At 67.5% G+C, this 22607-nt stretch carries 24 protein-coding genes and 1 pseudogene; 4 read left to right on the forward strand and 21 right to left on the reverse strand.

Annotated elements, in window-relative coordinates; genetic code table 11:
- Positions 1-12 precede the first annotated feature (12 nt).
- Together FCG67_RS00065 and FCG67_RS24850 are read right to left on the reverse strand one after the other, a co-directional pair.
- Positions 13-453 (reverse strand): tail fiber domain-containing protein, encoded by a 441-nt coding sequence (locus tag FCG67_RS00065; RefSeq protein WP_246044686.1) that lies wholly within the window; start codon positions 451-453, stop codon positions 13-15.
- Positions 454-467: 14 nt separating this feature from the next.
- Positions 468-608 carry a hypothetical protein gene (locus FCG67_RS24850; protein WP_169310410.1) on the reverse strand — a complete coding sequence of 47 codons (141 nt, stop codon included), beginning with the start codon at positions 606-608 and terminating at the stop codon, positions 468-470.
- Positions 609-1184: 576 nt separating this feature from the next.
- On the opposite strand from FCG67_RS24850, the gene FCG67_RS00070 reads away from it, so the two are divergent.
- Positions 1185-1829, forward strand: a complete 645-nt coding sequence (locus FCG67_RS00070; protein WP_136907072.1) for an FHA domain-containing protein — start codon at positions 1185-1187, stop codon at positions 1827-1829.
- Here FCG67_RS00070 and FCG67_RS00075 read toward each other — a convergent pair whose 3' ends face one another.
- The 5 genes and pseudogenes from FCG67_RS00075 to FCG67_RS25125 form a co-directional block, all read right to left on the reverse strand.
- Positions 1830-2798: an alpha/beta fold hydrolase gene (locus FCG67_RS00075; protein ID WP_136906094.1), complete on the reverse strand. Its 969-nt coding sequence runs from the start codon at positions 2796-2798 to the stop codon at positions 1830-1832.
- 1237 nt (positions 2799-4035) lie between these two features.
- The gene (locus FCG67_RS25520; RefSeq protein ID WP_136906096.1) at positions 4036-4446 is read right to left on the reverse strand and encodes a hypothetical protein; all 411 of its coding nucleotides are present in this window, start codon (positions 4444-4446) and stop codon (positions 4036-4038) included.
- An 83-nt stretch (positions 4447-4529) separates the two neighbouring features.
- A pseudogene (locus FCG67_RS25650) lies at positions 4530-4679 on the reverse strand (hypothetical protein); the annotation flags it as partial.
- Positions 4680-4705: 26 nt separating this feature from the next.
- Positions 4706-5170, reverse strand: coding sequence for a DUF222 domain-containing protein (locus tag FCG67_RS25525; RefSeq protein WP_136906098.1), 465 nt, complete (start codon positions 5168-5170; stop codon positions 4706-4708).
- A 33-nt stretch (positions 5171-5203) separates the two neighbouring features.
- Entirely contained in the window at positions 5204-5539 is a 336-nt protein-coding gene (locus FCG67_RS25125) for a dihydrofolate reductase family protein (RefSeq protein WP_246044690.1), read from the reverse strand.
- 282 nt (positions 5540-5821) lie between these two features.
- On the opposite strand from FCG67_RS25125, the gene FCG67_RS00100 reads away from it, so the two are divergent.
- Complete coding sequence (locus FCG67_RS00100; RefSeq protein ID WP_136906100.1) at positions 5822-6316, forward strand: DUF1877 family protein; 495 nt, start codon at positions 5822-5824, stop codon at positions 6314-6316.
- Positions 6317-6424: 108 nt separating this feature from the next.
- Here FCG67_RS00100 and FCG67_RS00105 read toward each other — a convergent pair whose 3' ends face one another.
- Positions 6425-6745 (reverse strand): hypothetical protein, encoded by a 321-nt coding sequence (locus tag FCG67_RS00105; RefSeq protein ID WP_136906102.1) that lies wholly within the window; start codon positions 6743-6745, stop codon positions 6425-6427.
- Between the two features lie 973 nt (positions 6746-7718).
- On the opposite strand from FCG67_RS00105, the gene FCG67_RS00115 reads away from it, so the two are divergent.
- Positions 7719-8291 carry a carboxymuconolactone decarboxylase family protein gene (locus FCG67_RS00115; protein WP_136906106.1) on the forward strand — a complete coding sequence of 191 codons (573 nt, stop codon included), beginning with the start codon at positions 7719-7721 and terminating at the stop codon, positions 8289-8291.
- Complete coding sequence (locus FCG67_RS00120; protein WP_136906107.1) at positions 8288-9151, forward strand: RNA polymerase sigma-70 factor; 864 nt, start codon at positions 8288-8290, stop codon at positions 9149-9151. The genes FCG67_RS00115 and FCG67_RS00120 overlap by 4 nt, the downstream gene beginning before the upstream one ends.
- 10 nt (positions 9152-9161) lie before the next feature.
- Here FCG67_RS00120 and FCG67_RS00125 read toward each other — a convergent pair whose 3' ends face one another.
- The 13 genes from FCG67_RS00125 to FCG67_RS00185 are packed head-to-tail and all read right to left on the reverse strand — an operon-like array spanning position 9162 to position 22586.
- Positions 9162-10010: a hypothetical protein gene (locus tag FCG67_RS00125; protein ID WP_136906109.1), complete on the reverse strand. Its 849-nt coding sequence runs from the start codon at positions 10008-10010 to the stop codon at positions 9162-9164.
- 47 nt (positions 10011-10057) lie between these two features.
- Positions 10058-10546, reverse strand: a complete 489-nt coding sequence (locus FCG67_RS00130) for a hypothetical protein (protein ID WP_246044691.1) — start codon at positions 10544-10546, stop codon at positions 10058-10060.
- Complete coding sequence (locus FCG67_RS00135) at positions 10543-11121, reverse strand: hypothetical protein (protein WP_246044692.1); 579 nt, start codon at positions 11119-11121, stop codon at positions 10543-10545. Before FCG67_RS00135 ends, FCG67_RS00130 begins: the two co-directional genes overlap by 4 nt.
- Positions 11088-12413 carry an MCE family protein gene (locus FCG67_RS00140; protein WP_136906111.1) on the reverse strand — a complete coding sequence of 442 codons (1326 nt, stop codon included), beginning with the start codon at positions 12411-12413 and terminating at the stop codon, positions 11088-11090. Before FCG67_RS00140 ends, FCG67_RS00135 begins: the two co-directional genes overlap by 34 nt.
- Positions 12410-13516, reverse strand: coding sequence for an MCE family protein (locus FCG67_RS00145; RefSeq protein WP_136906113.1), 1107 nt, complete (start codon positions 13514-13516; stop codon positions 12410-12412). Before FCG67_RS00145 ends, FCG67_RS00140 begins: the two co-directional genes overlap by 4 nt.
- A complete protein-coding gene (locus tag FCG67_RS00150; protein ID WP_136906114.1) occupies positions 13513-14772 on the reverse strand; it encodes an MCE family protein in 1260 nt (419 codons plus the stop codon). Before FCG67_RS00150 ends, FCG67_RS00145 begins: the two co-directional genes overlap by 4 nt.
- Positions 14772-15794, reverse strand: a complete 1023-nt coding sequence (locus FCG67_RS00155) for an MCE family protein (protein ID WP_246044693.1) — start codon at positions 15792-15794, stop codon at positions 14772-14774. Before FCG67_RS00155 ends, FCG67_RS00150 begins: the two co-directional genes overlap by 1 nt.
- Positions 15791-16813, reverse strand: coding sequence for an MCE family protein (locus FCG67_RS00160; protein ID WP_136906116.1), 1023 nt, complete (start codon positions 16811-16813; stop codon positions 15791-15793). The genes FCG67_RS00155 and FCG67_RS00160 overlap by 4 nt, the downstream gene beginning before the upstream one ends.
- Complete coding sequence (locus FCG67_RS00165) at positions 16810-17979, reverse strand: MCE family protein (protein ID WP_136906117.1); 1170 nt, start codon at positions 17977-17979, stop codon at positions 16810-16812. The genes FCG67_RS00160 and FCG67_RS00165 overlap by 4 nt, the downstream gene beginning before the upstream one ends.
- A gap of 8 nt (positions 17980-17987) precedes the next feature.
- A complete protein-coding gene (locus FCG67_RS00170) occupies positions 17988-18839 on the reverse strand; it encodes an MlaE family ABC transporter permease (protein ID WP_097212777.1) in 852 nt (283 codons plus the stop codon).
- Positions 18840-18843: 4 nt separating this feature from the next.
- On the reverse strand, positions 18844-19584 hold the full coding sequence (locus FCG67_RS00175; protein ID WP_037175188.1) for an MlaE family ABC transporter permease: 741 nt from the start codon (positions 19582-19584) through the stop codon (positions 18844-18846).
- Between the two features lie 51 nt (positions 19585-19635).
- Positions 19636-20907, reverse strand: a complete 1272-nt coding sequence (locus FCG67_RS00180; protein ID WP_136906119.1) for a cytochrome P450 — start codon at positions 20905-20907, stop codon at positions 19636-19638.
- Positions 20908-20927: 20 nt separating this feature from the next.
- Entirely contained in the window at positions 20928-22586 is a 1659-nt protein-coding gene (locus FCG67_RS00185; protein WP_136906121.1) for an acyl-CoA synthetase, read from the reverse strand.
- Between the last annotated feature and the right edge of the window lie 21 nt (positions 22587-22607).

Consider the following 22607-nt stretch of genomic DNA (forward strand, 5'->3'; position numbering starts at 1 on the left):
CGCGGGCCCCTTTCAGAGTTCCTCACGGGCCGAGCGCAGCTGCGCCACCTCGGTCTCGAGTTCGACGAGGCGCCGATGGAGTGCCTGGATGGCGGCCATGCACACCCCGTTCGCGTCGGCGACGGAGATCCGCCGGTCCGTGGATCCCAGCCCGAACGCCGCGGCGAAGTCCTGTGCCATCGGACCCATGTGGCGCACCGACGGGTGATCGAACCCGTATGTCCACACGCTGAGCGGCATCTCGGCGAGGCGTTGCAGGACCTCGTCGGCGCCTCCAGGCACGGACCGGTCGGTCTGAACCCCGCGCCGGTGGCTCAGGGCCGAATTCAGCCAGGCCAGCGGGTGCCGGGTTCGGGCGGAAAGGCGCGCACGCGCTCGCCCCTGGCCGGTGTCCACCCACTGGCCAGGGGCGTCCTGCGCGCGCTCGGTGCTCGCTTTCATGGCTTCGGTCACCGAATCGCCTCGGTTCAGTCCGTGAGTTCTGTGACGTCGTGCTTGATGGTCGCGTCGCTGAGCAAGAGCCCGAGCCCGAGCCCGATCGCTCCGAGTCCGAGTCCGAGCCCGATACTGAGCGCCGCGCCGCCGAGTCCGATTACAAGTCCGAGCATGATTCCTCCTGATTGTCGTCTGGTGTCGGAAGTCGGCCGATATGCCGAACTCCCTGTTGTGAACACCTACAACCCTGATTCATCGATGCGGGCGCCGAAACCAACCCAAGGGGTGGTGACGCCCACCCTTCCCGAAACCCGTGCGGCGGAACTCAACGACTGGAACAGCTGTGCCACAAGAGAGTTGATGCCTCTACCTTGGTCAGGGCGTCATCAGATCATCACCAGAAATCCTGTGCATGAGCATGCTGGGGCGACCATCCCCGACTCTTGGCTCGGTCCCCGATCGGGACCGACTCCGGGGCGTGATGTGCGTCTGCCGCCCGCCGCTCGAATAGGCGGGCGCCGCGCCGGCGGGTCTGCCGGCCTGCACGTACGCGTTCATCACAACCACCTTTGACGCAGGTCTTTCACGATACGCCGAAGCCCCTCTGCGCGGTCGGCGGCGAGTTTCCCGATTCGACCCTCACGAAAAAGTATTCGACGTGGTCGAGGCGGGCGTCAAGGCGATCAAGGTTGTTCCTTACCGCAGCTATCGAGAATTCGATCTTGCTGCGCGCACCTCCGGAGGGCACGATGGAACCGTGCCCTGGGGTTGTCGTGGACCGAGCAACTGAGTCTCGCCTGATCTACTCGGACAGGGAAGGTCGCCAGCACAAGCTGGACCTCTCCCCCGATAACCCACGCCTGACGGTCGGGCGCTCACCCGATTCCGGGCTTCCGTTGACCGCCGACGAGGAAGTGTCGCGGCTGCACGCGGTCATCGAATGCGTGGGCAGCCACTGGACCGTCGTCGACGACGGCATGTCCCGCAACGGCACCTTCGTCAACGGCGAGCGGATCACCGGGCGCCGACGTCTGCGCCAGGGCGACAGCATCAGAATCGGCGGAACCCTGTTGACCTACAACGAGTTCGGCGGTGTGATCGACGACGCGACCATGGTCGCCGCGAACATGCCGAACGTGCGGTCGTTGACCGAAACGCAACGCGCGGTGCTGACCGGGCTGTGCAGGCCGTACAAGCACGGTGCGACGTTCGCCAATCCGGCGTCGAATCAGCAGATCGCCGCGGAGCTGTTCCTCAGCGTCGATGCGATCAAGACGCATCTGCGGGCACTGTTCGCCAAGTTCGATGTCGAGGACCTCCCTCAGAACCAGAAACGGGTACGGCTGGCCGAGCTGGCCATGCAGAGCGGCATCATCAACGAGCGCGACCTGTGATCAGCCGGCGTTGGCGAGGATCTCCTTGTCCGCCGAGGTAGGCGACCCACCGTGACCTGCGCGGGCGACGAGCGCGGCCACCGCGTGCGCGACCTCGGCCGCGCGCTCCAGGATCACCGAGTGACCGGCCCCGCTGATGCGCACCAGCTCGGAGGCAGGCAGCCGGGACGCGATGGCTGCGGAGTGCTCGAACGGGGTCATCACGTCCGCGTCGCCGCACAGGACCAACGAGGGGATCCCCACCAGGGAGGACAGCGACTCCGACTCATCGAAGCCGATCAGTGATTCCAGGAAGCTGGACATCGTGACCACCGAGGTGTCGTTGACCATCGCCGCCGCGAGCGCGACGACCCTCGAATCCACCCGGCGGCTGCCGCACCCGATCACTCGGACGATGCCGGCGCACAGCATGCGGCTGAGCTGCTTGGAGCCCTGCATCACCCGCGGCGCCCTGCGGACGGCCTTTCGGAAGGCGGAGACCATCGGGGAGTGCAGGAGGCGGCCGAGACCGGCGTCCGTGAGCCCGTTTGCGGCCGATGCGATGAACGCCATCCCGACGATCCGCGAGCCGATCGAGTCCGGGTACTGCCGCGCATAGGCCAGGGCCGTCATCCCGCCCATCGAGTGGCCGATCAGCACCACCGGGCCCTCGGGTACCACCGTGCGGATGACGGCTTCCAGGTCGTGTCCGAGCTGGTCGATCGTGTAGGTGTCGACGGGGCCGTGGCCGGAGTCGCCGTGCCCGCGGTGATCGTAGAAGACCATGCGGACGTCGGCGCCCCAGGAGTAGGACAGGTATTCGCGGATGAAGGACCACGATTCCGTGCGTAGGCAGTGACCGTGCACGAATACGGCGGTGATCGGGGCATCTACCCGGCCGAACTCCTGGACGGCGAGGGGGACGCCATCGTCGGCGAGCACCGTGATGCGGCGACCGGAATGATCTCGTGCGCTCGGCGTGCTCAACATTGCGTCCTCCGTACCTGGGTTCGTCCTGTTCCGCCCTCGTCTGCGGGTACTTACCAATCTGCTATCTGCGGTGATACGGAGCCAGCTACCCAAGTACTCGCTATATCGACCTGAGGGTGGAGTTTCTTACACCTGGGGTGGCATCCGTGGAAAATTTGCTCGACTGGAGCCATTCAAGGATGACTCGCGCGGGGCCCGTCGGACCATCACCACAGGGGTGGAAAGCCCTCACCCTCAGAACGGCGGGGGTTGGTGGCGGAGACGTTCGCTCAGGATCGCGAGGTGTTCGGTGTGGTGGGTGCGGAGTTGTGCGCATCGGGCGAGGTGGGCGGGGTCGGTGATGGTGGCGAGTTCTGGGAGTGTCGGGGGTAGGTCGGTGGGGTGCATGTGGGTTTCCCACCAGGTCGGTTCGTAGATTCCGAGGTCGGGCGGTTCGGGTTGTGGTGCCGGGCTCGGCTTCGGCTTCTGGATCGGTCGGGGCCGTGGTTTCTTGATGCGGGCGCTTGGTCGTTGGTCGACGGGCAGCGGCGCGGTGATGCCGACTGCGCCGTGCGCGCCGATCCAGGCGATGACGTCGCCGTCGAGGCGGACGACGCGGAAGAGGCGGTCTGTTTTGGCTTAGTGGTGCCAGATGCAGGCGGGTTTGCCGTTGCTCTCGATGGTCCAGCCGCCCGCGTGGGGGTTGTCGGGGTCGAATTCGACGATGTGGTCGAACTGGCAGTCGCGGGCTTTGACGGTGCAGCCGGGGAAGGTGCAGGTGTCGTATTTGTCGAAGACGGCGGCGCGGACGGCGTTGCTGGGCCGGTAGGTCAGTGCGCCGCGGGGCGGGTGGTCGTATCCGCCGTGCCCGTCGGGGTATTGGCCGTCGAGCAGGGCCGGGTTCGCGGCGATAGCGTCGAGGATGTCGGTGACCCGAGGCTCGCGCGGGCCGGCCCCAGGTGGCTGCGTCGGTGGGTCCTTCCGTGGCGGAAGTTGCCCTGCGGTCCTGCCTCGGAGGCGGTAGCGGGTCGGAACTCCAGGTGTCGGGATCGAGACAGAGCTATCCCCTGGGGCGGGTTCCCCTGATCCACTGTCGGCCTTCGGTTCTCGTGGCAGTTCGCCGATCGAAGGGTCGGTCGGTTCGGGGTCAATCGGGCCGCCGCGCCCACGCAGGTCGCGGCGTGAGACCCGCGCTGGGTCCTCGTGCGTCGTCTCGCCCGACTCGACCTCGCTATCGCCGTCAGTGTCAGTGTCAGTGTCAGTGTGTGCCGTTGTCGTCAGTGCCGTTGTTGCAGGCAATCTCACCGCCGTTGACTCCGCCATCAGCGCCGTCGCCAAGGCCGTTGGTGCCGCCGCCGTTGTAGCTGTCGGTCTCGCCCTCATCGCCCTCATCGCCGACAGAGCCGTTTCGTTCGGCCTGGATGCGCCTTGCATCGGTGATCACCGCCTGCCACGTCGCGTCACCTGCGAGCAGCCTCGCAAGCTCCGGATCGATCGGCCCGTGCCCCTCCACATGCCCGGGACGATCGGCCAACCGCAGCAGACTCTCCAAGTCGATGTGGATGTGCACCTCGGGCTTTGGTCGTTCCGGCCGCGGCAAATGCGCAGTCGGACAATCATCGCGCCCGCACAGGCAATGCAGATAGGTCTCGCCGTGCACCAACGCCATGAACGCATCTGTCCGCAGATTGTGTCGACCGTCCGCGGATCCTCCCGACAGACCGTGCCCGCCATCTCCTGGACGAGCGAATCGAGGGTCCGACCCTCCGCGGCGGTCAGCGTCGCGTACACCTGCGCCATGCCATGCACGTCCGCGGTCACCGACACCCGACGGGAGTGCCGCTCGCGTCGCTTGCGGAGTTCCTCCGCCTCGGCCGGGTTGATGCGGATCAACTCCCGCATCACCTCCGCTACAAGTTTCTTCGGCGTCAGATACAGCGCGGCGTCCGCGAGATGGCCTCCATCAGGGCGAGCGTGGCATCGGAGATCTCCGCGGTCGCGTCGACGATCGCGAACACCCGAGAAAAGTCCACCCGACCCGACACGAACACCTCACGAATCAACGGCAACCGCAGATCCAACGCATTACCCACCGCCACATACCGTTCCGCAGTGAACGCACTCACCCCCAACGCCAGAGAGGTCTCCATCTCCGCCGAACGCCCGGTCCGATAGGCGAACTCCTCGCCGAACAGATCCACCTCGTGCGCGAACTGCCGCCGCGCAAACGCCGCCGCCGTCAACACCTTGTGGGCGGCGGCGATGTTCTCCGCCCGGCCGAACTCCCGTAACGCCGACAACGCCGCAGCACCGTCCTCGAAATCCACCCGGCGCTCGTCACCGCAGGTGCCCTCACCTGCGGCGCAACCTCGAAACCCCCCGGCATCGAACATGCGTACGAGTCTACGCTCGACCACCGACAACCGTCAGTCCGCGTCATCGCGAACGCCCCGGTAGCGCTCGTAGATCACGCGCGAGCCGAACGTCATGGTCTCGATCAGGCCGAGCGGGACGTCATCAGTGACCGGCGGCAGGAACGGCGTGCCGCCACCGATGATGACCGGATTACGGAACATGCGCAGCTCATCGACAAGGCCGAGCTCGATGGCCGCCGCGGCCAAGCCGGCGCCGCCGATCGAGACATCCTTGTCGGTCGCGTCGAGCCAGAAGCGGCCTCCTCGGCCAGTGATGTCTCGACGAGCCGGGCGTTGCCCTGGACGCTGTCGAGCGTGCGACTGAAGACGACCTGCGGGGTCGTGCACCAGGCATCGGCGAACGGGGCTCCGAGCTCGTGTCACGCATCGAGGCGATGAAGCCGTCCACGGGACGCTCATCGAGTAGATCAGCATGGCTGCGGACCGTCGGGCCGGAGCTACCGACGATGATCGGTGATGAGGCCAACCCTCAAGCTCGACATCGGGATCTCCATCCTTACTGCGGTGCCTCGCCGTTGACCGATCGCGAGACGAGAACTCATGGCACGACGGTCGCGGGAGTCTGCCGTGGCGTCTGGGATCCGCAGGCTCAGCCGTTAGCGTGACACCATGGAACTTGGGGTACATTTCGCGCTTTCTGACCGCGTAGCAGCGGAACTTCTCGACGCGCGTGGCGACGACGGCAGGCTCGGTGCGGTGGTCGAGGACATCGAGGAGACGGGGCGCTCCGAGTTCTCGTGCGACACGGACAAGGCGTGGGACCCGATCCTGTGCTCCCTCTCCAGTGCCGGGTATGAGCGCGCGCCCGAGAACTGGCCGGCATATGGCGTAATCCTGGGGGACGAGGACCTCAACACGGATACCGACGACCAACTGATCACCTACCTGACGCCCGACCGGGTCGCCGAAGTCGCCGAGTATTTGGCCGGCATCACCGAATCCGGGTTCGGCGCAGGCTACGGCGCGATGCCGCTCGACGATCGCAACCCCGAGTACGGCGCGGACGAGCGCTCATACGCCTGGGGTTGGCTACAGGAGGTGATGGAGTTCTTCCAACGCGCAACCCGCAACGATCGACACGTGGTGTTCACCGTGCGGTTCTGACTACCCGCTGTTCGCGATCGCCATACTCGGCGTACCGCCAATCCAACGACCAACGAGTCGGCAATAGACGCCACAGCCACGGCGGTTGAAACAGGGCGACACTCCCCGCTAGTCGCCGAGATATCCAGTCTCAGGGTTGATCTGGCTGAGGAAGTCGCGGATCGACTCGCGATGCTCGTCAACCGCCATCGGCTGAACTGCGGACGGGGTGCCTGCTCGATCTTGAATGCTGGGGTAGGCCACCTGTTGAAAGCTCGAAAATCCGTACCCTTTGTTCGATCCGGATACCCATTCGTAGTCGCAGGCGCCTGGTTCCTTCGGGCGCAGCCTCACAGTGAAGACCTCCCCGTCGACTGTCAGGGTAAACGGCCCATCGGTTGCGGTCGGGCGCCGGTCGCCTGGTGGCTCGTCGTGTTCGCCAGTATTCATGCTTCCCTCCTGTCATTCGAGTGAAGATCGGTCCTCTGAACTCTCAAACCTTCATCGTCTCTTGATGATCCGCGAGCGAGAACTCCAGGCTCATACGCCAGGCTTCAGCGCACGTCCGACGCGATCTCTTCCCATTGGCACCACTCAAGGAGAATCTGTGGCAGTAGACCCATTCCCTGACTTTCCTCGGCGCGGTGCGACCTGCTGGACCGTGGCAGCGACCAAGCCAAGGGCCGCCATGGGAGCAGCGAAAAGCAGCGCCATCCAGTGTGAAGACCAGTTCGCCAGCCCTACGATCGACAAACCGACGAGTACTGCGACCGCCAACCAGGAAACCCACCTTTGCATCGCTAGCGCCGCAACCACAGGTGGAGTGACGAGCAACAGTCCGAGCCAGACCAGCGGCCGTACCCCCAACACGTGGACGATCGAGTCATCGCATTGCAGGGAGTATCGGCCACCACCGAGGTACAGCTCACCGCTCTTCGAGCACGACAACGACACGTCAGCCATCGGCCGAGTACCGACCCACGCGGCAAATCCCAACGCAACAACAGCTGAGGCCCACCACACTGCTCTCGGTATCGACACGTCCGGAGCCTAGACCGGTGCATGCCCTAACAGCCGGTCACCGCCGCTGTTCCCATGGCGGCAGGCACCCGAACTCGGCAATTATCCTGTTTGCCGCTGTACTTGTCGTCCGCACAATCGTCGACTTGGTCGCTCCACCTGAACGTCGCGACCCGAACAGTTGGGCAGGACCGCTCTCGCTTCTCAGAACAGCGCTCTTCGTCGTCCCCCCACCCAATAGTTGCGGCAAACTCGTTCGTGCTCGTGTGCCTCCAGAAGCGACCCCTGGCGAACGGTTCCGCGCTTGACTGCAGACAGGCTTCGTAGGCGGCTCCGCCCGGGTGTCACATTCGATCCTCCGCCGGTGTCTTCATGCCGAGAGCACGTAATCGGAGGAGGAATGATGACTACCAGGATCCCCAAGGCCGAGCTGACCGGCATCTACGGCGCGATCGTCAAGCGGATGTCCCGCAAGATGCTCGGTGACGTGGCCGAACCGGTCGAGGTGGCGTGGCACAACCGCAAGGTACTGAACTTCAGCTTCACCATCGGCCGCAAGGCGCAGAAGTGGGATCTGTGCGACGAGAATCTGAAGTCGTTCGCGCACATGGCGGTCGCCAGCATGGTCGGCTGCAGCTTCTGCCTGGACTTCGGCTACTTCCAAGCCAACAACGACGGGCTCGATCTGACCAAGGCACGCGAGGTGCCGCGCTGGCGCGAGTCGGACGCGTTCACCCCGTTGGAGCGCGACGTCATGGAGTACGCCGAGGCGATGACCCAGACCCCGCCGACGGTGACCGACGAGATGTCGGCGCGACTGCTCGAGCAGATCGGTGCACCCGCGCTGGTGGAGTTGACCGCGTACATCGCGGTGGCGAACCTCGTCACCCGCACCAACACCGCCTTCGGCATCGAATCGCAAGGCTTCTCGGCTGCCTGTGGCCTCAAGCCCCTCGCCGTACGCTCGACGACATGACCGACGACCCGTTCGTCACTCATCGCAGCCTGCTCTTCACCGTCGCCTACGAGATGCTCGGCTCCGCCGCAGACGCAGAGGACGTCGTCCAGGAGACCTGGCTGCGGTGGGCCGACGTCGACCGGGCCGAGGTTCACGACCCGCGGGCTTTTCTGGTCCGGATCGTCACCCGGCAGGCACTGAACAGGCTCCGATCGGTGTCGCGCCGCCGGGAGGAGTACGTCGGGGAATGGCTGCCCGAACCGCTGCTCACCAGTCCCGATGTGGCCGAGGACATCGAGCTCGCCGAGAGCGTCTCGATCGCGATGCTCACCGTGCTCGAGACCCTCGGTCCGGTCGAGCGGGCGGTGTTCGTGTTGCACGAGGTGTTCGAGACGCCGTACCAGGAGATCGCCGAGGTGGTGGGCAAGACGCCTGCCGCGGTCCGGCAGATCGCGCACCGTGCCCGCGAACACGTCGCCGCGCGGCGGCCACGGATGCAGGTGGACCGAGCTCAACAGCAGGCGGCCGTAGAGAAACTGATGGCCGCACTCTCCACCGGTGACATACAGGGCCTGATGGAAGTGATCGCCCCGGACGTGGTGGTGATCGCAGACGGCGGCGGCATCGCGACGGCGGCGCGCAAGCCCATCGTCGGGGTCGAACGGGTGGCGGCGTTCCTGGCCCGCGCGGCACAGTTCCCGGACTTCGCGATCATTCCGACGTGCTTCAACGGCATGCCGGGAGTTCGGATCGACGTCGGTGGCGAGGCCACCGCGGTGAGTCTGGTGGTCGAGGACGGCCTGATCACCCGGGTATACGCAATCCGCAACCCGCACAAGCTGGGATGGCTGGACAAGGAGGCGAAACTGCGGCGCTGAGGATCGGCACCTACCCGAGCTCGCCGAGTCGCTGCTCGGCCTCCTCGAGACGCCTGCGGGCGCCGTGGAGGTCGCTCTCGCTCCGCTCCGCTGCTTCGGCCGCCGCGGTCTCGGCGCTGCGCGCGAACTGCCGTTCCTGTTCGGCCCGCTCGAGTTCGCCCCTGAGCGTGGCGATCCGGACATCGATCCCCGCCGTACCCTCCGATGCTCGTTCGAGTTCCGCCCGTGCGCGCTCGGCGGCCGCGGTCGCCTGCTCCACGTCCGCGGTCGCCTCGGCTAGCTCGGTTCGGGCGCCGACCAGCAGGTCCGCGTCGACCTCCGCAGTCTCAGGCGTCGGCTCCGGCTTCGTCGCGGCAGGCTTCTGATCGGCGACCACGCTCAGCCCCGCAGGCCCGAACCCGCTGTAACTGGCCGCGGTGACCACGTGGCCCGTACGGACCCGGTCCGCGACCTCGGGATCCGCGAGCGCCGCGTGCAGGGTCTGCCCGACCTCCCGCAGCGAACCCTCGCCGACCTTCCGCCCGTGCTCAGCCGCGAGCCGACCCGCCCGCCGGGCGAGCGCACGGACGACCTGCTGCCGCTGCGAGGACAGCTGCCTCAGGTCCTCGCCGGACAGCTGCCGCTGGGCGGCGCGTAGCTCCTCGCCCAATCGGATCAGCGCCGCGACCTCGTCCGGCGACTCGCGGGCCAGGAGATTGACCAACCATCCGACCGTCGTCGGCCTCCGCAGGGCGGTGATCGCGGTCGCGAGCGCCCGGTCACCGCCCTCGCGGGCCTCGGCGGCGCGAGCCGTCCTCTTCTCGACGAACTCGCTGGGGTCGAGGGCGTAGAGCTCGTCGGTGACATCGTCAAGATCCACCTCTCGATCCTGTCACCGTCGCCACCGCGGCGCGGTCGACCCACCGATCAGATCGGGGTCATCTCGGCGATCAACCACTCGTCGCCGACGCGCTCCATCGTCACGATCACCCGACTCGACGTCGAGGTCGGCGCCGGCGACAGCGTGCTGGTGGTGATCTGGTCGACGAAGGCGAGCAGTCGCGCATGGTCCGCTTCCCCGCTGAGATAGCCGGTCTCCGCGATCCGCGCCCTGGTGCTGATCCCCTCGCTCTTCGACTTCGGGGCGACGGTGTTCGCCGCGAAGTCGCGGAACCCCTCCGCGAACGTCCCGGTTGCGCCGCGCACCGCCTCGTCGAGGTCGGCGTCCACGGTCGCGGCGTCGTAGCTCAGCAGCGCCCCGATTCGCTCCGGCGCGGCGGCCAGCGCCTCGCTGCGGGCCGACTCCCGCTGCGCCGCCGTCCGGTTGGTCCACATCAGCGCCGCGGCCACGAGCAGCGATGCGACGAGCACCAGAACGGCCCCGCCTGCCGCGACCCGCCGCGTCCGCCCGCTCACGGCACGAACTCCACACCCGACATCAGCAGCCGGCCCTCGACCTCGTCGATCGTCACCCGCAGCCGGTAGCTGCGCGGCGTCGCGGTCGGACTGTCCACATTGCCGACCTGTGACGATGCCGCCACGATCACCACACCCGATTCTCCCGACTCGCTCACCAGCGCGGCCGAGTCGATCCGCCCGTCCGAGTTCACCGCCGCGTCCCGGATCGACGCCGCGAGTCCGTCGGAATTGTCGCCGAGCTCCTGCGCGAACGCACCGGTGCTCCGCTCACGCAGCTGCGCCAGGTCGTCCTCCGTGGTGTCGGTGTGCACGTCGATCAGCGCCAGCACCCCGTCGCCTGCGGCCTCGACCAGCGCCTCGCGGTGCGACTCGCGCGAGCGATCGCCGAGATAGGTGCTGGTCGCCACGACGGCGCAGGCAACCACTGCGATCGCCGCAACGCCTGCCAACGCGGACAACAGGATTCGACGTCGTGCCGACGGCGAGCGGGTGCCGTCATCCACGACGCGCGATTCGGGGACCTCCGTCTCGACCTCGGTCATGGCCGCGGTCCCGTCAGCAGCTGCTGCCATCCCGGCGCCCCCTCAGTGGGGGCTGAGGCGGGCGCCGACGCGGGGGCGAGATCGGTGTGTCGGGTTCCCGCTGGTCCCGTGTACAGCTCGTCCGGCGCATTGGTCCCGCTCGGAACGAACGGCTCGGGGCTGCGGCAGATCTGGGGGTTCGGCGCCCGCTTGCCCGGTACCTCCGTGCACGGGATGTTCCGGGATCCGCGCACCGCGAAGATCGAGTCCTGCGGCACCTTGCAGTACAGGTCCGGGGGTGTGTCGGGGACGCTCGTCTGGTTGGGATCACGACGCTCCGAGGCGGGCAGGTACCCGGTCGAGCAGGCCGCCGGGTCCTGGGCCTCCAGGTGGAAGTTGACGTTGGCGGCGCCGTCGGCCTGGCCGCGCTGCACCACCGTCTCCTGGGCCGCGATGAGCGGCGGGAGGATCACCAGGACCTGTTCGAGGGACGCGTTGTACGTGACCGCGACCTGCTCGGTGCTGGTCAGGTTCGCCAGCAGCAGCGGCAGGGTCGGGCGCAGGTCCTGGAACAGCGTGTCGGCCTCGTCGGCGAACCCCGGGCCCTTGTCGAGGATGCCGCGCACCGACCCGTCTGCGGTCGCCAACTCGCCGCTCAGGTGCGCCACATTCGTGGTCCACTGCCGGATCTGATCGCCGGTCACCACCTGGGTCTCGAGTAGCGGGGCGAGTTGCTGCACCAGCGTGGTCGCGGGAGTGGTCGCCGCCGACGCCTGGTCGATGAACGAAGTGGTCGAGTCCAGCAACCGCGCGAGGTCCGGAGCCCGGCCCGCAAAGGCGGCCGCGGATTCGTCGATCACCGCGCGCAACTTCTCCCGCGGAACCGATTCCAGCATCGCCTTCGCCTGGTCGAGAACCGGGCCGATCTCCTGCGGCACCGTCACCTGATCGGCCGCGATGACGTCGCCGTCGGCGAGGAACGGCCCCTCGGTACCGGTCGGCTGCAGATCCACGTACTGCTCACCGATCGCGGAGACGCTGCGTACTGCGACCGTCAGGTCGCTGCTCGGCACCGGCACCGCGCTCTCCAGCGTCAGGTCGGCGCGCACACTGTCCGGGTCGAGTCGCACCTCCCGCACCCGGCCCACGGTGTCACCGCGGTAGGTGACGTTCGCGTTGCGGTACAGGCCACCGGCATTCGGCAATTCCACGGTCACCGTGTAGCGGCCGATCCCGAGCGCCGTCGGGACCCTCAGGTAGGAGACCGCGGCCGCGGTCATGCCGATCACCGCGATGATCGCGAAGACGGTCAACTGCGTGCGGACCATGCGTGTCAGGATCATCGACCACTCCCGTCCTGGCCTGCCGCGGCCGTGAGCGGCGCGGTCATCGGGTTGGTTGGCTTGCCGCCGGACACGGACGGCGGTGGACCGAACGGCGTGCCGAAGCCGAGTCCGGTCCGCAACCGATCCGAGGTCAGGTCCATCAGCGCCCACAGATTCGTGTAGTCGCCGCGCATGCCCTGGTCGATCGCCGTCTGCGGGAACGGGAAGGTGCTGAGGTTACCCAGGTTGTTGATCAGGTCCGGCCCCGCCTCGACGACCTTGGCCAGGGTCGGCTCCAGTGCCGCGAGATCGGCCTTGAGATCCTCGCGGCTCCTGTTCACGAGGTCGGTGCCCACGTCGCCGAATCTCCCGACCGCGTCCAGGGCCGCCGTCAGGTCGGCGCGCTGCGCGGCCAGCACCGCCATCGCCGGGTCCAGGGTCTCGATGGCCTGACCGAGAACCTCTCGCTGAGAGCTGATCTCGCCCGCGAACAGGTCGAGGTTCGCCATCGTGGTCACCATCGCCTCCCGCTGCCGGTCCAGGATCTCGGTGAGCGAGTCCAGCTGCGGCAGCAGGTCCCGCACCGCATCCTGCCTGCCGTCGAGCGCCTTGTTCAGTTCGGTGGTGATGGTCTGCACCTGGGCGAGCCCGCCGCCGTTGAGGACGACGGACAGCGCGGTCAGCGCCTCCTCCGTGGTCGGGTACACCCCCGCCGAGGCCAGCGGGATCACGGACCCCTCTTCGAGCCTGCCCTCCGGCGCGACATCGGTCGGCGGCGCCAGCGCGATGTGCTTGGAGCCGAGCAGGCTGGTCTGGCCGATCTTCGCGGTCGCGTTGGCCGGGAGCTGCACCGAATCCTCCAGCGACACGGTCACTCTCGCATGCCAGTTCTGCGTCTCGATGGAGCTGATGCTGCCGACCGTGACGTCGTCGACGAGCACCGGCGAGTTCGGGCTGATCGTGGTGACGTCGGGCATCTCGATCACCACGGTGTAGCTCCCCTCGCCCCTGCCGGCCGCGCCGGGCAGGGCCACCGAGTTCAGCCCGCTCCACTGGCAGCCGGACAGCAGCGTCGCGGCGGCCACCACCGCGCCGCCGATCCCCCACGCGCGCTTCGTCATCGGGTCGACCTCCCTGGTGTCATCAGATCGGCCAGGCTCGGCGGCACCGGAACCGTCGGCATGGTCAGCGCAGGCATCGACGTGGCGGCAGGCGCCGGCTTCAGCTGCGGTTCGCTGTACACCAACTGGTCGGGGGTGGCGCCGAGCGCCCGCGTCGGATTGAGGCTCAGGTCCGGGTAGTTGGCCCGGACGGTGTTCAGCAGCGGACCGAGATACTGGGCGCACAGTTCCGCGCCCTGCTCCGAGGTCTCGTTCGCCAGACCGGCGATGCCGCCGCAGATCAGGTCGATCGGGTTGCCGATGTTCTGGAAGGCGGGCACCCCGACCATCGCGCCCTGTGCCGGTCGGTAGACGTTGTAGTAGTTCGACAGTGCGGTCGGCCCCAGGTGCAGCACCTTCTCGAGGCCGTCCTTCTTGTCCACCAACACCTGCGACACGTCCGCGAGTGTGCGCACCTGCTCGGTCAACCCGGCCCGGTTCTGCGCGACGAAACGCTGCACATCGGCGATCGCGGTGTCCAGCTGGGCCAGTGCGGGCGCCAATTGTGTTCGGCTGTCGGCCAGTACCCCCGTCACGGTCGCGAGGCGGCCCTGGAACTGCACGATCTGCTCGTTGCTGGCCGCCAGCGCGGTGGTGAACGCCTGCAGACCGCGAATCGTGCCGAACAGGTCGCCGCCGCTGCCTGCGAGGGTGCTCATCGCCCGCGACAGCTCCACCACGGACTCCCCCAGCGCGGCGCCGTTGCCCTGCAACGCGGTTCCCGCCCCGTCGAGCAGGTTCGCCGCGGGACCGGGGTCGTCCCCGTTCGGCCCCAACGCCTCCGCCGCCCGGCCCAGTTCCTGCTTGACCCGGTCCCACTCGACCGGAACGGCGGTGCGATCGAGTCCGATCTCGGCGCCGTCGGCCAGAGCCGGCGTCGACTCCTCCGTCACCGCGGGCGTCAGCTGAACGAAGCGCGCGGAGACGAGGGACTGCGCCACGATCACCGCCTTCGCGTCCGCCGACACGGGCACCGAGCGATCCAGTTCGAGGCGCACCCGCATCCGGTCGCCATCCGGGTCGATACCGGTCACCTTGCCGACGTCGACCCCGACCACGCGCACGTCGTCGCCGACGTACAAGCCGGTGACGGAGGTGAAGTAGGCGGTCACCCGGTAGTGCCGGAAATGGTCCACCGCAAGGTAACCGGACACCACGACCGCGGCAGCCAGTGCGAGTCCCACCCCGCCAACGGCAATCTTGCGCCAGGTGATCATCAGCGGACCTCCGGAATCGGCAGCGGGGCGGGCGGTAGCCCGAACATCGCATTGATCAGCGGCTGGTTGTACTGGGCGGGCAACAGGTTCTGGATGTACGCGTAGTAGAACGGGCCGCTGGCCACGGTGTCACCGAGGGTGCCGACGTAGGTTCCCAACCCGTCGATGCCCTGCGCAAGGTTGTCCCGGTTCTTCTGCAGGATCCCCACCACGGTGTTGAGCTCGTCGAGGACCGGGCTCAACTGCGCCTCGTTGTCCTGCACCAGCCCGCTCAACTGTGTCGAGACCGCGGAGACGTTCGTGATCACCTCGGACAGGGCGCCCTGGCGACTGACGAGCTCTCCGAGCAGCGCATTGCCGTCCACGAGAAGGGAATTCACCTGCGGACCACGCTCGGCAAGCAGGCCGGCCACATTGTTCGCGTCGGCGAGCAGCGCCCGCAGGGTCTCGTCACGGCTGCTGAGACTGGTCGAGATCCGGCTGACGCCGTCGAGGGCGGGCCGCAGGTTCGGCGCGCTGTCCGCCATCACCTTCCCCACCTCGTCGAGCGAAGCCGACAACTGGTCGAGGTCGATGTCCTCCACGGTCGTGGTGAGGTCCCCCAGGACATCCGGCAAGGAGTACGCCGACCTGGTGCGTTCGAGGGATATCTGCCCGCCAACCGGCATCCGGCCGTCGTCCGCCAGGTCGAGGGTGACCGCCCGCTTGCCGAGCAGCGACATGGTGGTGATGGCGGCGGCGGTGCTCTCCCCCACACCGATCGATCCGTCGAGGGTGAAGCTCACCACGGCTCGCCCACCCTCGACACCGATCTCCTCGACGGTGCCGATCTTCACTCCCGCGGCGTTGACCTCGTCGCCGACGGCCAGCCCGCTGGCATCGTCGAACACCGCGCTGTACCCCACACCGGACTTCAGGAACTGAAGGTCCTGATACTGCAGCGCGGTCAGCACCACCGCCGCCGTGACGGCGAGGCCGATCACCCCGACCCGCACCGCGTGGCTCTCCACCATGTTCCTCATCGCGGCGCACACCTTCCGGTCTTCTGGTCGACCAGGTCGACCGTGATCGGCCTGCCGTCGGCACCGTCGACCTTCATCGCGATCCCGCACAGGTAGAAGTTGAAGAAGGAGCCGTACGCTCCCACCCGGATCAGCTGCCGGTAGTTCGCGGGCATCGATTCCACGATCCGGTTCAGCTCGCCCTGCTGCTCGATCAGTGGATCCAGGCTCGTGTTCAGCTCGGTCAGGGTGCCCGCGATGTTCGGCCGGGTGTCGGTCAGGAGGTCGGCGAACGTGCCGGTCGCGGTGTTCACGCTCGTCACCGCGTCGCCGATCAGTTGGCGGTCCGCATCCAGACCGCTGACCAGCTGCTGCAGGTGGTCCAGGGTGCCGCTGAACTGCCCACCGCGAGCGCGTAGTTCGCTCAGCACCCCGTCGAGATTGTCGATCACGCGGCCGATCAGCTCGTCGCGGTCCGCCAGGGTGTTGGTGAGCGAGCCCGTGTGCGCGAGCACCGACGAGACGGTCCCCGACTGCCCCTGGAACACCTCCAGCAACGACATCGACAGCGCGTTCACCTGCTCCGGGTCCAGAGCCTGGAAAAGGGGCTTGAAGCCGCCGAGCAGTGCGTCGAGATCCAGCGCGGGCGCGGTGCGTTCGACCGGGATGGTCGCGTCCTCGACGAGCGGCTCGGCGGTGCCCGGGCTGTCGAGCAGCTCGAGGTACCGGTTGCCCACCAGATCCTGGTACCGCACCGCCGCTCTGGTCTCGACGGTCACCGTGTTGGCTGCGTCGACGGTGAACTCCACCTGTGCCCGCCGGTTCTCGCCGAGCTCGACCGTGCTGACCGCGCCAACCGGCACCCCCGCGATCCGCACCTTGTCGCCGGGCTTGAGGCCGGACACGCTGGTGAACTCGGCGCCGTACGAGGTCGCGCCACCGCTACGCAACTGACCGAAAACGAGGATCAGTCCCGCGTTCACCAGCAGCATCACCAGGACGAAGATCCCGAACTTGACGGTGTACCCGCGCACTTTCATCGGACCGCCGTTCCGAACAGGTAGGTCATCAGGTTCGCCGTCGCACCGCTCGGCAGGCCGCCGTTCGGCTGACGCTCGGGGGCAAAGGGATTCACTCCGATATCGGTGACCAGGAAGGGTGCGTTGACGTTCGGGTCACGCAGTGGCAGTCCCATGCAGTGCGGGCCGCCGGTCGCCGCGACCTTGGGCAGGTCGTCGGGGTAGTGGTATGGCTCGGTGCCCGCGATCAGGCCGATGGACATCTTGATCCCCGGCTGGCCGTTGTACGCGCCGTCACCGATCTTCTTGCTCTCCTGCAGTCCGGTGAACATGCAGGGGATCACCGGCGAGTACTCCTCGAGGAGCACCGCGGTGGGGCGCAGCAGCGAGACCACGTCGACGGCTGCGTTGCTGTTCTGCGTCAACACCTCGTCCCCCGTGTTCGCGAGCCCGGTCACCTCGAGCAGCAACAGGTCCAGGTCCGCCTGCCGGTCCACCACGGTGTTCCCTGTGGTGGTCAGCGCGGCGAGCGAACGCATCAGATCCGGGGCCACCGCGGCGTAGGTGTCGCTCACGGGCGGCAGCTCGGTCAGCACCTGGTCGAGCGCGCCGTGGGCCGCCCCGAATTCCACCAGCGACGAGTCCGCCTGTCCGAGTGCGACGCCGAGCCGGTCACCACGACCCTGCAGCGCGCTCGACAGGGCAGCCAGTGTGGCGTCGAGCTTCTCGGGCTGGACGGTGCGCAGCACCTCGGTCAGGTTCTCGAAGACAGTGTTCATCTCCACCGTCACGTGTGAGGCGTCGATGGTCGAACCGGCGGCGAGCCGCTCCGTGCTCGGCTGCTCGGGCGCGGACATGCTGACGAACTTGGCTCCGAACGCCGTGTTCGACGTGACCTGCACGTCGACGTTCGCCGGGATCGCGTCGAGCGCCTCAGGATCGATCAGCAGCGACAGGAGTGCGGTGGACTCGCCGGACGGGTCGATCGAATCGACAGTGCCGATCGTGACGCCGGCCATCTTCACCCTGGCTCCCGGATCCATCACCAGGCCCGCGCGCTGCGCGACCACGGTCACCGGAACCCGGTCGGAGAAGGACTGATCGAACATCGCCACGGCCAGTGCGACGACGCCGCCGATCGCGACGACCAGCGCGAGTGCGGCCAGCTTGTACCCGTTCGTGCGCATCTGCCTCCCTAACCCGACAGGTTGAAGTTGCCGGACCCGCCGTAGATGGCGAGCGAGACGAGCAGGGTCACCGCGACCACACAGATCAGTGACAACCGGACCGCACGACCGACCGCGGTGCCGACCCCGGAGGGCCCACCCGTCGCGTTGTAGCCGTAATAGGTGTGGATCAGCATGACCAGCATCGCCATCACGAGGACCTGCACGAACGACCACATGACGTCGATCGGGTCGAGGAAGGTCGAGAAGTAGTGGTCGTAGAGCCCGGACGACTGGCCGAACAGCACCACGGTGGTGAACCGGCCCGCCAGGAACGAGGCGACCAGCGCCAGCGAGTAGAGCGGCAGGATCGAGATCATGCCCGCCACCACCCGGGTACTGACCACGTACGGAACGGAACTGATCGCCATCGATTCGAGCGCGTCGATCTCCTCGCTGATCCGCATCGCACCGAGCTGCGCCGTCGAACCGGCGCCGATGGTGGCGGACAGCCCGATGCCCGCGATCACCGGCGCCGCGATCCGCACGTTGATGAAGGCGGAGAAGAACCCGGTCAGCGCCTCGACCCCGATGTTGCCCAGCGAGCTGAAACCCTGGATCGCGATCGTGCCACCGGAGGCAAGGGTGAGAAATCCGACGACGGCCACGGTCCCGCCGATCAGGGCCAATGCGCCTGTGCCCATACTGATCTCGGCGATCAGCCGGAGCACCTCCTTGGGATGTTTACGCAGCGCCCACGGCACGTGCGCGAGCGCGCGGACGAAGAAGACCGCCTGGCGGCCGATGTCGTCAACGGTTCGGGACAGGCCAGCCGCACGATTGCGGGTACGGCCGAACTTGCCGGTCGTCGCCAATGCCATCGCGTCAGCCCGCCGTCAGCCGGATGCCGACCGCGGTGACGATGGTGTTGACCACGAAGAGCGCCATGAAGGCGTACACCACGGTCTCGTTGACCGCCTCCCCCACACCCTTGGGCCCACCCCGCACCGTCAGCCCCCGATAGCAGGCGACCAGGCCCGCGAGCAGGCCGAACAGCGCCGCCTTCACCATCGAGATCGCCACCTCCGGCAGGCCGGTCAGCAGCGTGATGCCGTCCGCGAACGCGCCAGGGTTGACACCCTGCAGGAACACCGAGAACACGAACCCGCCCGCGATGCCGATCACACAGACCAACCCGTTGAGCAGCAGCGCGACCACCGTCGACGCCACCACCCGCGGGATCACCAGCCGGGTCACCGGATCGATGCCGAGCACCTCCATCGCATCGATCTCCTCGCGGATGGTGCGCGAGCCGAGGTCGGCGCAGATCGCGGTGGCCCCGGCACCCGCGACGATCAGCACCGTCACCACCGGGCCCACCTGGGTGACCGCGCCGAGGGCGGCGCCCGCCCCGCTGAGGTCGGCCGCCCCGATCTCACGGAGCAGGATGTTGAGTGTGAAGCTGACCAGCACGGTGAACGGCACCGCGACCAGCACCGTCGGCACGATCGACACCCGCGCGATCATCCAGCTCTGTTCCAGGAACTCCTGGAGCTGGAATCGGGTGCGCACCAACCCGACCGCGACATCCGCCCCCATCCGGTAGAAGTGGCCGAGCTCGCGCATCGGCCCCTTCAATGTCGTACTCCCCACGAGCCCTCCCTCGTCGTGTGCCTGTCAGTGCGCTACGGGACACCCAGACGTGCGGGTTCCGTAGTCGACCTCGAAACTCGTGACCCCGTTGATCCATCCGGACTGCAGGCGGCGAGGGTCACCGAGCTTCGAGATGTCGGGCATGTGGTCTGCGATCTTGTTGAAGATCAAATCCAGTTCCATTCGGGCCAAGTTGGCCCCGATGCAGTAGTGCGGCCCGGTCCCGCCGAAGGCGAGGTGCGGGTTCGGATCCCTGGTGATGTCGAAGGTGCGTGGGTTGTCGAACACGTCTTCGTCGAAATTCGCTGACCCGTACAGCAGTACCACTCGCTGTCCCGCCTTGATGGCAGTTCCACCGATTTCCGTGTCCACCAGCGCCGTTCGCTGCAGCGAGGTCAGCGGCGACGCCCAGCGGATGATCTCGTCCGCCGCGGTGCGGGGACGCTCACGTTTGTAGTGCTCCCACTGCTCGGGGTGCTCCATGAACGCCATCATGCCGAGCGTCGTCGCGTTTCGGGTCGTTTCGTTGCCTGCAACCGCGAGCATGATCACGAAGAAGCCGAACTGCTCGGGGGTCAGGGCCTCCCCGTCGACGTCGGCGTGCACCAGCGTGGAGATGATGTCCTCGAGCGGCTCCGTGCGGCGTGCCTCCGCGAGCTGGTAGGCGTAACCGAGAATCTGCGCCGACGCCATCCGCGACGCGCCCTCGAGGGTCTCGTCGTCGTATCCGGTCATCTGGTTGGACCACTCGAAGAGCTGCTTCCTCGCGTCCTCCGGGACCCCGAGCAGTTCCGAGATCGCCTGCATCGGGAGTTCACTGGCGACCTCGGAGACGAAGTCCCCGCTCGGGTTCGCCACCGCGGTGCGGGCGATGAGGTCCGCGCGCTCGTCGAGGGCGGCCCGCATCGACTCGACCGCACGCGGGGTGAACAGCCGGGAGACCAGTTTGCGCAGCTGGGTGTGTTCGGGCGCGTCCTTGTTGATCAGGACGTGCTTGGTCACCTCCAGCTCCTCGGCGGAGATGTCGTCCTGGTGCCGCGGGATCGACCCGTTCACGTGGTTCGAGAAGTGCTCGGGGCGGCGCGAGATCTCGCGCACGTCGGCGTGCCGCGAAACCACCCAGCAGCCGCCGTCGTGGAAGCCGCCGGTGCCCGGTTCCTGCTCGTTCCACCACACCGGGGCGCAGCGGCGCAGTTGCGCGAACTCGGCGAGCGGCACGCGGTCGCCGTACAGCTTGGGATCGGTGACGTCGAAGCCCTTCGGGAGGTCGAGCGCCGGGACGTGCAGATCGGTCATGGCAGGCCTTTCAGGCAGGGTCAGTCGATTCGGTGATCGGGCGCGCGGCCGGCGGCGTGGTCCTTGGCCCAGCGGTAGTCCGGCTTGCCGCTCGGCGTCCGCTCGACCTCGGCGGCGATCCAGAAGTCTCGCGGGATCTTGTACCCGGCGAGGTGGCTGCGGGCGTGCTTCTCGAGACTCTCGAAGTCGGGCGCGCCGTCGCGGGGGCACAGCACCGTGGCCACCCGGTATCCCCAGCGCTCGTCGGGCACCCCGATCACGATGGCGTCGTACACGTCCGGATGGGCCTTGACGATCGCCTCGACCTCCTCGGCGAACACCTTCTCGCCGCCGGTGTTGATCACCATGTTTCCGCGACCGAGCAGCGTGACCGACCCGTCGTCCTCGATCCTGGCCCGATCGCCGGTCACCACGGCTCGTTGCGTGGAGCCTGCGGAATGCACATCGGCACAGCCGTCGATCTCCCGGAAGATCTCAGCCGATTTGACGGGGTCGTTGTAGTAGCCGAGGGGGACGTAGCCAAGCTTCGCCAGCCATCCCTCCCCGCCGGATCCCGGTGCGAGCACCCGGTTCTCGTCGTCGACCACCACGGTGTGCCGATGCGAGCCCACCTTCGGGCCGCCGTGCTGCTCGAAACCCTTCGTGGCGAATCCGATACCACCGAAGCCGGTTTCGGACGAACCCACCGAGTCCGAGATCATCAGGTTCGGGATGGCCTCGAAGAACGCATCCTTGACCGACGCAGAGAACAGCGCCGCACCCGAGGCCACCACGGCCAGGCTCGAGGTGTCCGCCTGGACGTTCCGGTAGGCCTCCACCAGCGGCCGACCCATCGCGTCGCCGGTGATGACCATCGCCGTCGGCCGGTGCCGGGCGACCAGGTCCCAGGTGCGTTCGGCATCGAACTTCGCGTCGTAGACCACCACATTGCCCGACAGCAGCGCGGTGAACGTCGGCATCAGCGCCGAGGTGTGGATCAGCGGCGGCAGGATCAGCATCCGGATCTGCTCACCCGCCGCCCCGGTACGGGACTGCTGGTACTCGTCGGCGATCGGTTCCCCGGTGAAGAAGTCGAGGCCGCCGCCGAGGACCCGCCACATGTCCTCCTGCCGCCACACCACCCCCTTGGGCCTGCCGGTGGTGCCGCCGGTGTACAGGATGTAGACGTCGTCGCCGCTGCGTTCGTCGAAGCCGCGGGCCGGCGACTCGGCGGCGAGCGCTTCCTCGTATCGGACCGCGCCCCGAACGAGCACCGGGGCGTCGACGGCGGCCGGTTCCAGCTCGTCCGGCACCTCGATGAGATGCCGGATCCGGGGCATCGCGGGCGCGACCTCCGCGACCCGCTCGCCGAACCCGCGATGATAGACCACCGCATCCAGGTCGGCATCGTCGTAGAGGTAGGCCAGTTCGTCGGCCGTGTAGCGATAGTTGACGGTCAGCGGCACCGCCCGGATCTTGAAGGCCGCCAGCACCGCCTCCATGGTCTCGATCGAGTTGTGCATCTGGATACCGACATGCGCTCCCACGCCCAGCCCGACGGACTCCAGGTGATGGGCTAGCCGGTTCGCGCGCTCGTCCAACTCCCGGTAGGTCACCTGCCCGTCGCCCGCGATCACGGCGACGCGATCGCCCATGGCGTCGACGGCGTGCTCGAACAGGTCCGCGAACGTATATGCCATGCGAGTCCTTCCAGCGTTGGG

This window comes from Rhodococcus oryzae, from assembly GCF_005049235.1.
Classification (GTDB): domain Bacteria; phylum Actinomycetota; class Actinomycetes; order Mycobacteriales; family Mycobacteriaceae; genus Rhodococcus_G; species Rhodococcus_G oryzae.

Bases quoted from the DNA above. Each gene is read 5' to 3' on its own strand.
- FCG67_RS00075 (WP_136906094.1), bottom strand. From the start codon at position 2,798: ATGTTGAGCACGCCGAGCGCACGAGATCATTCCGGTCGCCGCATCACG.
- FCG67_RS00100 (WP_136906100.1), top strand. From the start codon at position 5,822: ATGGAACTTGGGGTACATTTCGCGCTTTCTGACCGCGTAGCAGCGGAA.
- FCG67_RS00155 (WP_246044693.1), bottom strand. From the start codon at position 15,794: ATGAGGAACATGGTGGAGAGCCACGCGGTGCGGGTCGGGGTGATCGGC.
- FCG67_RS00145 (WP_136906113.1), bottom strand. From the start codon at position 13,516: ATGACGAAGCGCGCGTGGGGGATCGGCGGCGCGGTGGTGGCCGCCGCG.
- FCG67_RS00180 (WP_136906119.1), bottom strand. From the start codon at position 20,907: ATGACCGATCTGCACGTCCCGGCGCTCGACCTCCCGAAGGGCTTCGAC.
- FCG67_RS00120 (WP_136906107.1), top strand. From the start codon at position 8,288: ATGACCGACGACCCGTTCGTCACTCATCGCAGCCTGCTCTTCACCGTC.
- FCG67_RS00170 (WP_097212777.1), bottom strand. From the start codon at position 18,839: ATGGCATTGGCGACGACCGGCAAGTTCGGCCGTACCCGCAATCGTGCG.
- FCG67_RS25525 (WP_136906098.1), bottom strand. From the start codon at position 5,170: ATGTTCGATGCCGGGGGGTTTCGAGGTTGCGCCGCAGGTGAGGGCACC.
- FCG67_RS00140 (WP_136906111.1), bottom strand. From the start codon at position 12,413: ATGATCCTGACACGCATGGTCCGCACGCAGTTGACCGTCTTCGCGATC.
- FCG67_RS00150 (WP_136906114.1), bottom strand. From the start codon at position 14,772: ATGATCACCTGGCGCAAGATTGCCGTTGGCGGGGTGGGACTCGCACTG.
- FCG67_RS25520 (WP_136906096.1), bottom strand. From the start codon at position 4,446: ATGGCGTTGGTGCACGGCGAGACCTATCTGCATTGCCTGTGCGGGCGC.
- FCG67_RS00135 (WP_246044692.1), bottom strand. From the start codon at position 11,121: ATGGCAGCAGCTGCTGACGGGACCGCGGCCATGACCGAGGTCGAGACG.
- FCG67_RS00160 (WP_136906116.1), bottom strand. From the start codon at position 16,813: ATGAAAGTGCGCGGGTACACCGTCAAGTTCGGGATCTTCGTCCTGGTG.
- FCG67_RS00070 (WP_136907072.1), top strand. From the start codon at position 1,185: ATGGAACCGTGCCCTGGGGTTGTCGTGGACCGAGCAACTGAGTCTCGC.
- FCG67_RS00185 (WP_136906121.1), bottom strand. From the start codon at position 22,586: ATGGCATATACGTTCGCGGACCTGTTCGAGCACGCCGTCGACGCCATG.
- FCG67_RS24850 (WP_169310410.1), bottom strand. From the start codon at position 608: ATGCTCGGACTTGTAATCGGACTCGGCGGCGCGGCGCTCAGTATCGGG.
- FCG67_RS00105 (WP_136906102.1), bottom strand. From the start codon at position 6,745: ATGAATACTGGCGAACACGACGAGCCACCAGGCGACCGGCGCCCGACC.
- FCG67_RS00175 (WP_037175188.1), bottom strand. From the start codon at position 19,584: ATGCGCGAGCTCGGCCACTTCTACCGGATGGGGGCGGATGTCGCGGTC.
- FCG67_RS00115 (WP_136906106.1), top strand. From the start codon at position 7,719: ATGACTACCAGGATCCCCAAGGCCGAGCTGACCGGCATCTACGGCGCG.
- FCG67_RS00165 (WP_136906117.1), bottom strand. From the start codon at position 17,979: ATGCGCACGAACGGGTACAAGCTGGCCGCACTCGCGCTGGTCGTCGCG.